Source organism: Parvibaculum sp., assembly GCF_035511255.1.
GTDB lineage: Bacteria > Pseudomonadota > Alphaproteobacteria > Parvibaculales > Parvibaculaceae > Parvibaculum.
The window spans coordinates 1-6374 of record NZ_DATKFR010000038.1; the positions used below are offsets into that span (position 1 = coordinate 1).

Here is a 6374-nt window from a genome sequence, read left to right on the forward strand (position 1 = left end):
CGACGTTGACGCCAAGACGACAAGGCTTGCAAAGGCGGATGCGGCGTCTTTGAAGAAACCTGCGCGGGAAACGGCGGCTCGGACGAACAAGACGGTTGCCGCCGCGCCGTCAAAGCCGGTTGCGTCCCAAACCGCCGCGCATCACCGGAACGAACCCGACGAGGCGGAGATCGAGGCGATGGCGGAGCGGCAATCAGGCCCGGTCGCGCTTGCCCCCGGGCCGCGCATGCTCGATGCCAGCCCCGCCATTCCCGCAAGCCTGCCGACACGTATGAACGGCGATCTCATATATGACGTTCAATCGAAGTTGATGCGGCTCGGCTATTCGCCCGGCCCGATCGACGGCACCTTCTCGCCTCAGACACGCAACGCCGTCCTGCATTTTCAGAACGACATGGGTCTTCGACCGACGGGCGAGATCGACGCGGAGCTTCTCAGCCGTCTCCGGACGACCCGGCAGGTCGATCTGCGTTTCGTCAGAGGACCAATGCCATTGTCGCAGTGATCTGTCGTCACGCCGCGCGACGCAGGACGGCGCTTATGGAAACCAAAGCATTGTTATGGAACAGGTTACATTTTTTTGCAGTGCAATAGACCTGAGGACGGAATAGGCGGGCCTCCCGGAGAGTCCCTTAATGGGGGCCGACGAAGAGAGGACCGCCATGAGAACTCATTCGCCCGCCTATCGAGACCAGACCAATTACTACCAACCTGTCGATGGAACGCCGGGTGGAGCCTTGGCTTCGCCCTCCTCTTCATTTTTCGCCCGCGCCGGACGCCAGTCAGCTCCGGATATCCGGCTCGGCAGTCTCTCGCATGAAAACGGAGACGGCGTCTCCGCCAACCGGCCGATCAGCATTGCGCTTGTCGGCGAAGGCAAGTCACACCGCGCGCTTGACCTCAACGAGCAGATTGATGTCGCGAGATTTTCGTCCGCGTTCGAACTCGTGGCGGCGTTCCGCCGCGGAGAGACGAGCGACGTCGTGCTGCTGGACTGGAACATGGGGACGGCGGCCTCCGATCTCCTGCGCGAACTCAACAGGGCGCAGACCCGTGTTCCGGTCGCCATGGTGATCCACAGCGAGGAGGACGGCGGAGCGGCGGACGACAGCAGCGAAGCGGGTGGTCACGACCAGCTTCTCGCACGCGTTCGGCTCGTCGCCGAAATGCTGCGCGCACCCGGCGGCGAGGCCTCTCGTCGGGCTGCCCCGTCGACGCCGACCGCATTGCGGCTCGACACCAAGACCTGCCAGGCTTTCTGGAAAGGCGGCCCCGTCAATCTGACGATTACGGAGTTCAACATCGTCAGCCTCTTTGCGAAGCGAGTGGGCGAGAACCTCTCCTACCGCGAAATCTACGATATTGTTCATGGCCCGGGATTTTGCGCTGGCGACGGTGTGAACGGCTACCAAACCAATGTCCGTTCGCTCATCAAACGCATCCGGCAGAAATTCCACGAGGTCGATGAAAGTTTCGCGGACATCGAAAATCACCGCGGCTATGGCTATCGCTGGCGGGCAACCGAGGCTGCGGCGGGTGACGACGCTTCGACCGACGAGCCGGGACGGGTCGAGCAGCCAGCGCCGCCGGCGCCGCAAACCTCTGCGGCACCGCAAACGACCATGCCGGCCGGTGCGGCTTTGATGATGGTCGTCTATCTCTCGAGCAGCGCCGCCGGCTGAGGGCGGCGAGCGCCCAACCACCAAATGGTCACGCGGCTTGACCGCCCGCGCGCGCGATATTCGGGCGTCGCGTCATCCGGCTTTGCGACGTCCTGACCGTCGCCGCGATCGAAAGGGACCAGCCATGCAGCACGACCGCGCCGAAAGGAACGTTGCCGAACGACGCGTCGTCTTTTTCTCTCCCGACGTGACGGATGTCAGCACGATCAAGAGAGCCGACGAGTTTATCGACCGTGGTTTCGTTCTCACCGTGCTTGGCTTCCGCAGGTCGCGATACAACCGAGACTATCAGCCGCGCTGGAGGTATTTCGAACTCGGCCGGACAGCGGATGGAAACTATCTCAAGCGCCTCGTCCTGCTCCTCTTTTCGTTCGTCGTGATATTCCGGGCGCGCGAGCATCTGCGGAATGCGGACTGGCTTTATGCGCGCAATCTCGACCAGCTTCTGCTCGCGCTGTTTTCGAGAGCTTTCTTCCGTTCGCGGGCGCGTCTCATCTACGAGGTCCTCGACGTGCAGCCAGCTTTCGTCCGGCCGGGTTTGCGCGGTCGCTTTCTGCGCCTGATCGAAAGAACCTGTCTCGACAAGATCGAACTTCTGGTCGTGTCTTCACCCGGCTTTGTGCGCAACTATTACGAGCCGACTCTCGGCTATCGCGGCAAGTGGTTCCTGCTCGAGAACAAGCTCCACGCATCGACCCTTCCCATGCTGAACGCGGCGCGCGAGAGAATCCTGAAACGACCTCGCCGTCGAGGCCGTTACAGATGGACAGTGAGCTATGTCGGTCTCATCAGGGGAGAGGCGACGCTCGAACTCATGGAGCGCGTCGCACGGCGACTGCGTGACGACGTGCTGTTCAAGTTTCACGGCATCCTGACGACCGTCGATCCGCGGAAGTTCGCGGAGACGATCGCCCGCAATCCGAACATGGTCTATTGCGGGGAATATGTGAACCCGCGCGATCTCGGGACCGTCTACAGCGACACCGATTTCGTCTGGGCACTCGACCTCGAAAATGCCGACAACAATTCCCGCTGGCTCCTGCCCTGCCGCTTCTACGAGGCGGGCGTCCTGGGGTTGCCCTGTCTTGCCGCGCGGGAGTTCGAGCTCGGCCGCAAGATCGACGCGCTGAAGGTCGGCTGGACCTTCGCGCCCCCCTTCGAGGAGGAACTGACCGCCTTTTTTCTCTCCGTCACGACCGAGGCCTATGAGGAACGGCGAAGCCGCCTCCTGGACCTTCCAACCCCGGCCTTCATCGCCGGGGAGGATGTGTCCGTTCTGACCCATTTCATGTCCGGCGACAGTTTCGACAAGGACCTCCACGGCGTCCGCCCGGGCGAAAGGACGGAGGCAATGCGGCTCGTTGCCGCCGGGGGCACCGAGCGTCAAGGCATGCCTCGCCTGACGCTCGAGGAAGGGGATCATCCCGCTTCTCTGCGCTAACCGGTGCCTGCTCTGTCGGCCCGTTTCGCGCTCATGTCCGGCCTTCCCGCCGCCTTCCTCCAATTCCTTGCGAAAAGGGCGCTGTTCATGCGAAACATCGGCAGCCGGCAAGCGGAACGGCACGCCTCTTTCGGGCGTTGACCCCTTCGAAAGAGTGAAAGGATCGGCATCAGCATGGCTTCCAAGAAACTACGGAAGGTCGTTTTCCCGGTCGCCGGGCTCGGCACAAGATTTCTGCCTGCGACCAAGGTCATCCCGAAGGAAATGCTTCCCGTCGTCGACAAGCCGGTCATCCAGTATGCGGTCGAAGAAGCCATCGAGGCCGGCATCGAGCATTTCATCTTCGTGACCGGTCGCGGCAAAGGCGCGATCGAGGATCACTTCGACCTCGCCTATGAACTCGAAGCGACGCTCAAGGCGCGCGGCAAGACAGCCGAGTTCGAGATGCTGAAAGCAGACCGCCCGGCGGCCGGCACGGCGAGTTTCGTACGTCAGCAGGAACCGCTGGGGCTCGGGCATGCGGTATGGTGCGCGCGCGACATCGTCGGCGACGAACCCTTCGCCCTGGCGCTGCCCGATATGCTGATCCACGGCAAGCCGGGCTGCTTTGCGCAGATGGTCGAGGCCTATGAAAAACACGGCGGCAACATCGTCGCTGTCGAGGAAGTGCCGCATGAACATGTGAACCGCTACGGCGTCGTCGCGCTCGGCGAGAGCTATAACGAAGCCACGCATCGCATCACCGGCATGGTCGAGAAACCGAAGGTCGAGGATGCGCCGTCGGACCTCATCATTTCGGGACGGTATATCCTGCAGCCGGAAATCTTCGCAAAGCTCGCGCAGCAAAAGCCAGGCGCGGGCGGCGAGATCCAGCTGACCGATAGTATGATCGCGCTCTGCGCGGAACAAGATTTCTTCGCCTATCGCTTCACCGGAACGACCTACGACTGCGGCGACAAGATCGGCTATCTCACCGCCAATGTCGTCCTCGCGCTCGACCGTCCGGATATCGAGCCGAAATTCCGTCCCATACTCGAAAAGCTCGCCAAGCGTTAATCCGCCCGTCCAAAGAGGCTCGACATGAAAGTTGCGATGATCGGGACAGGCTATGTCGGCCTCGTCACCGGCACTTGCTTTGCTGACCTTGGACACGACGTCATCTGCGTCGACAAGGATGCGGGCAAGGTCGAACGGCTGAAGAGAGGCGAGATTCCGATTTTCGAGCCGGGCCTCGAAGACATGGTCGAGCGCAACGTCGAAGCGGGCCGCCTGACCTTCACGACTTCTTATGCCGAAGCCGTACCGGGACGCGACGCGGTCTTCATCGCAGTCGGCACGCCGACCAAGGAAACCGACGGCAGCGCCGATCTCAGCGCGGTCTATGCGGTCGCGCGCGAACTGGCGCGGCACATAACCGGCTACACGGTCGTCGTCGACAAATCGACCGTGCCCGTCGGCACCGGCGACGAGGTCGAGGCCATCATCCGAAACGAAAATCCGTCGGCCCAGTTCGATGTCGCGTCCAACCCCGAATTCCTGCGCGAAGGGTCCGCCATCGACGATTTCATGCAACCCGACCGCATCGTGATAGGCGTCGACGCAGAACGGCCGCGCGCCGTGATGCAGGCCCTCTACCGCCCGCTCACCATGCACGAAGTGCCGATGATCTATACGAGTCGGGCGACGGCGGAGCTCACCAAATATGCGGCGAACGCGTTTCTTGCGACGAAAGTGACCTTCATCAACGAGATCGCCGATATCTGCGAACGCGTCGGCGCGGATGTGCAGGACGTGTCGCGTGGCATCGGCCTCGACAGCCGCATCGGCCCGAAATTCCTGCAGGCAGGTGCCGGCTTTGGCGGCTCGTGCTTTCCGAAGGACACGCTGGCACTGACTGAAACCGCGCGCCGGGTCGGCCGGCCGACGCAGATCGTCGAAGCCGTCATGGCCGCGAATACGGAGCGCAAGCGACGCATGGCGGAGAAAATCATTGCGGCCTGCGGCGGCGACCTGCGAGGCAAGACGCTCGCCGTCCTCGGCGTGACCTTCAAACCGAACACCGACGATATGCGCGACGCGCCGAGCCTCGACATCATCCCCTATCTTCAGAAGGCGGGTGCACATATCCGCGCCTACGATCCCGAAGGCATGGAAGAGGCGCGCAAATATCTGACGGGACTCGAGTGGACGAAGGATGCCTACAGCACCATGCCCGGTGCCGACGCGCTGCTGATCCTGACCGAGTGGAACGAGTTCCGCGTTCTCGACTTCGAGCGGATCAAGAGTCTTCTGAAGGCACCACTCGTCATCGACCTCAGAAACATCTACTCGATGATCGAGATGGCGACGGCTGGCTTCACCTATCATTCGGTCGGGCGCGGCGTGGTCCTGCCGGAAAACTAGGACCTTATCGGTTGCGCTCTCGAAGCTTCGTTTCCCAAGCGAGTGCATGGAAGACGATTGTGTCGAGATCGTCATAGGCCGGCGTCCAGCCGAGCGTCGCCTTGATACGGGTGGGATCGGAGACGATCGAGGCTGGATCTCCCAACCGGCGGGGGCCTTTGCGAATTTCGATCTCGTGACCCGCCGCGCGTTCGACGGCACGCAGAACGTCGCGCACCGAAAAGCCATGTCCATACCCGCAATTGGCGACCAGGCTCTTCCCGCCATCGCGCAGATAGAGGAGTGCCGCGGTATGCGCAGCGGCCAGGTCGCTCACGTGGATATAGTCGCGGACACACGTTCCATCGGCCGTCGGGTAATCCTCGCCGAAAACTTCGATATAAGGTCTTTGACCCAACGCGGTCTGGCAGGCGACCTTGATGAGGTGCGTCGCATTGGCCGTCGATTGACCGACCCTGCCCTTCGGATCGCCGCCGGCGACATTGAAATAGCGCAGCGCGACATAGGTGAGGTCGTGCGCGGCGGCCGTATCGCGCAGCATCCATTCCGTCATCAGTTTCGACGTGCCATAAGGCGAGATCGGGTTGAGGGCTATGTCCTCGCTGACGGCATCCGTTCCCGTCATGCCGTAAACGGCGGCGGTCGACGAGAAGATGAAATGCTTCACGCCCCCTTTCACGCTGGCGTCGATGAGGCTGCGGGATTTGGCGGTGTTATTGTGATAATATTTAAGCGGGTTGACCACAGACTCCGGTACCACGACCGAGCCCGCGAAATGGATGACGGCCTCGACCTTGCGCTCGCGGATGATCCGACTGACTAAAGCCTCGTCGGCAATATCTCCCACA

The 6374-nt window shown here is 62.0% G+C and carries 6 protein-coding genes; 5 read left to right on the forward strand and 1 reads right to left on the reverse strand.

Annotation, left to right across the window (positions count from 1 at the left end; translation table 11 throughout):
- The 5 genes from VMR03_RS01225 to VMR03_RS01245 form a co-directional block, all read left to right on the forward strand.
- Positions 1 to 505, forward strand: a 505-nt coding sequence (locus tag VMR03_RS01225) for a peptidoglycan-binding domain-containing protein (RefSeq protein ID WP_325401470.1), incomplete at its 5' end; no start/stop codon positions are given.
- A 157-nt stretch (positions 506 to 662) separates the two neighbouring features.
- On the forward strand, positions 663 to 1682 hold the full coding sequence (locus VMR03_RS01230; protein ID WP_325401472.1) for a response regulator transcription factor: 1020 nt from the start codon (positions 663 to 665) through the stop codon (positions 1680 to 1682).
- Between the two features lie 124 nt (positions 1683 to 1806).
- Positions 1807 to 3123: a hypothetical protein gene (locus VMR03_RS01235; RefSeq protein WP_325401474.1), complete on the forward strand. Its 1317-nt coding sequence runs from the start codon at positions 1807 to 1809 to the stop codon at positions 3121 to 3123.
- 174 nt (positions 3124 to 3297) lie between these two features.
- Positions 3298 to 4179 (forward strand): UTP--glucose-1-phosphate uridylyltransferase GalU, encoded by an 882-nt coding sequence (gene galU / locus VMR03_RS01240; RefSeq protein WP_325401476.1) that lies wholly within the window; start codon positions 3298 to 3300, stop codon positions 4177 to 4179.
- A gap of 24 nt (positions 4180 to 4203) precedes the next feature.
- Positions 4204 to 5526 (forward strand): UDP-glucose/GDP-mannose dehydrogenase family protein, encoded by a 1323-nt coding sequence (locus VMR03_RS01245; RefSeq protein ID WP_325401478.1) that lies wholly within the window; start codon positions 4204 to 4206, stop codon positions 5524 to 5526.
- Between the two features lie 4 nt (positions 5527 to 5530).
- On the opposite strand, the gene galE is transcribed toward VMR03_RS01245, so the two are convergent.
- On the reverse strand, positions 5531 to 6374 hold an 844-nt coding region (gene galE / locus VMR03_RS01250; RefSeq protein WP_325401480.1), incomplete at its 5' end, for a UDP-glucose 4-epimerase GalE.

What these genes read in the sequence shown, in the direction of transcription:
- VMR03_RS01230 (WP_325401472.1), top strand. Translation starts at nt 663, where the DNA reads ATGAGAACTCATTCGCCCGCCTATCGAGACCAGACCAATTACTACCAA.
- VMR03_RS01235 (WP_325401474.1), top strand. Translation starts at nt 1,807, where the DNA reads ATGCAGCACGACCGCGCCGAAAGGAACGTTGCCGAACGACGCGTCGTC.
- galU (WP_325401476.1), top strand. Translation starts at nt 3,298, where the DNA reads ATGGCTTCCAAGAAACTACGGAAGGTCGTTTTCCCGGTCGCCGGGCTC.
- VMR03_RS01245 (WP_325401478.1), top strand. Translation starts at nt 4,204, where the DNA reads ATGAAAGTTGCGATGATCGGGACAGGCTATGTCGGCCTCGTCACCGGC.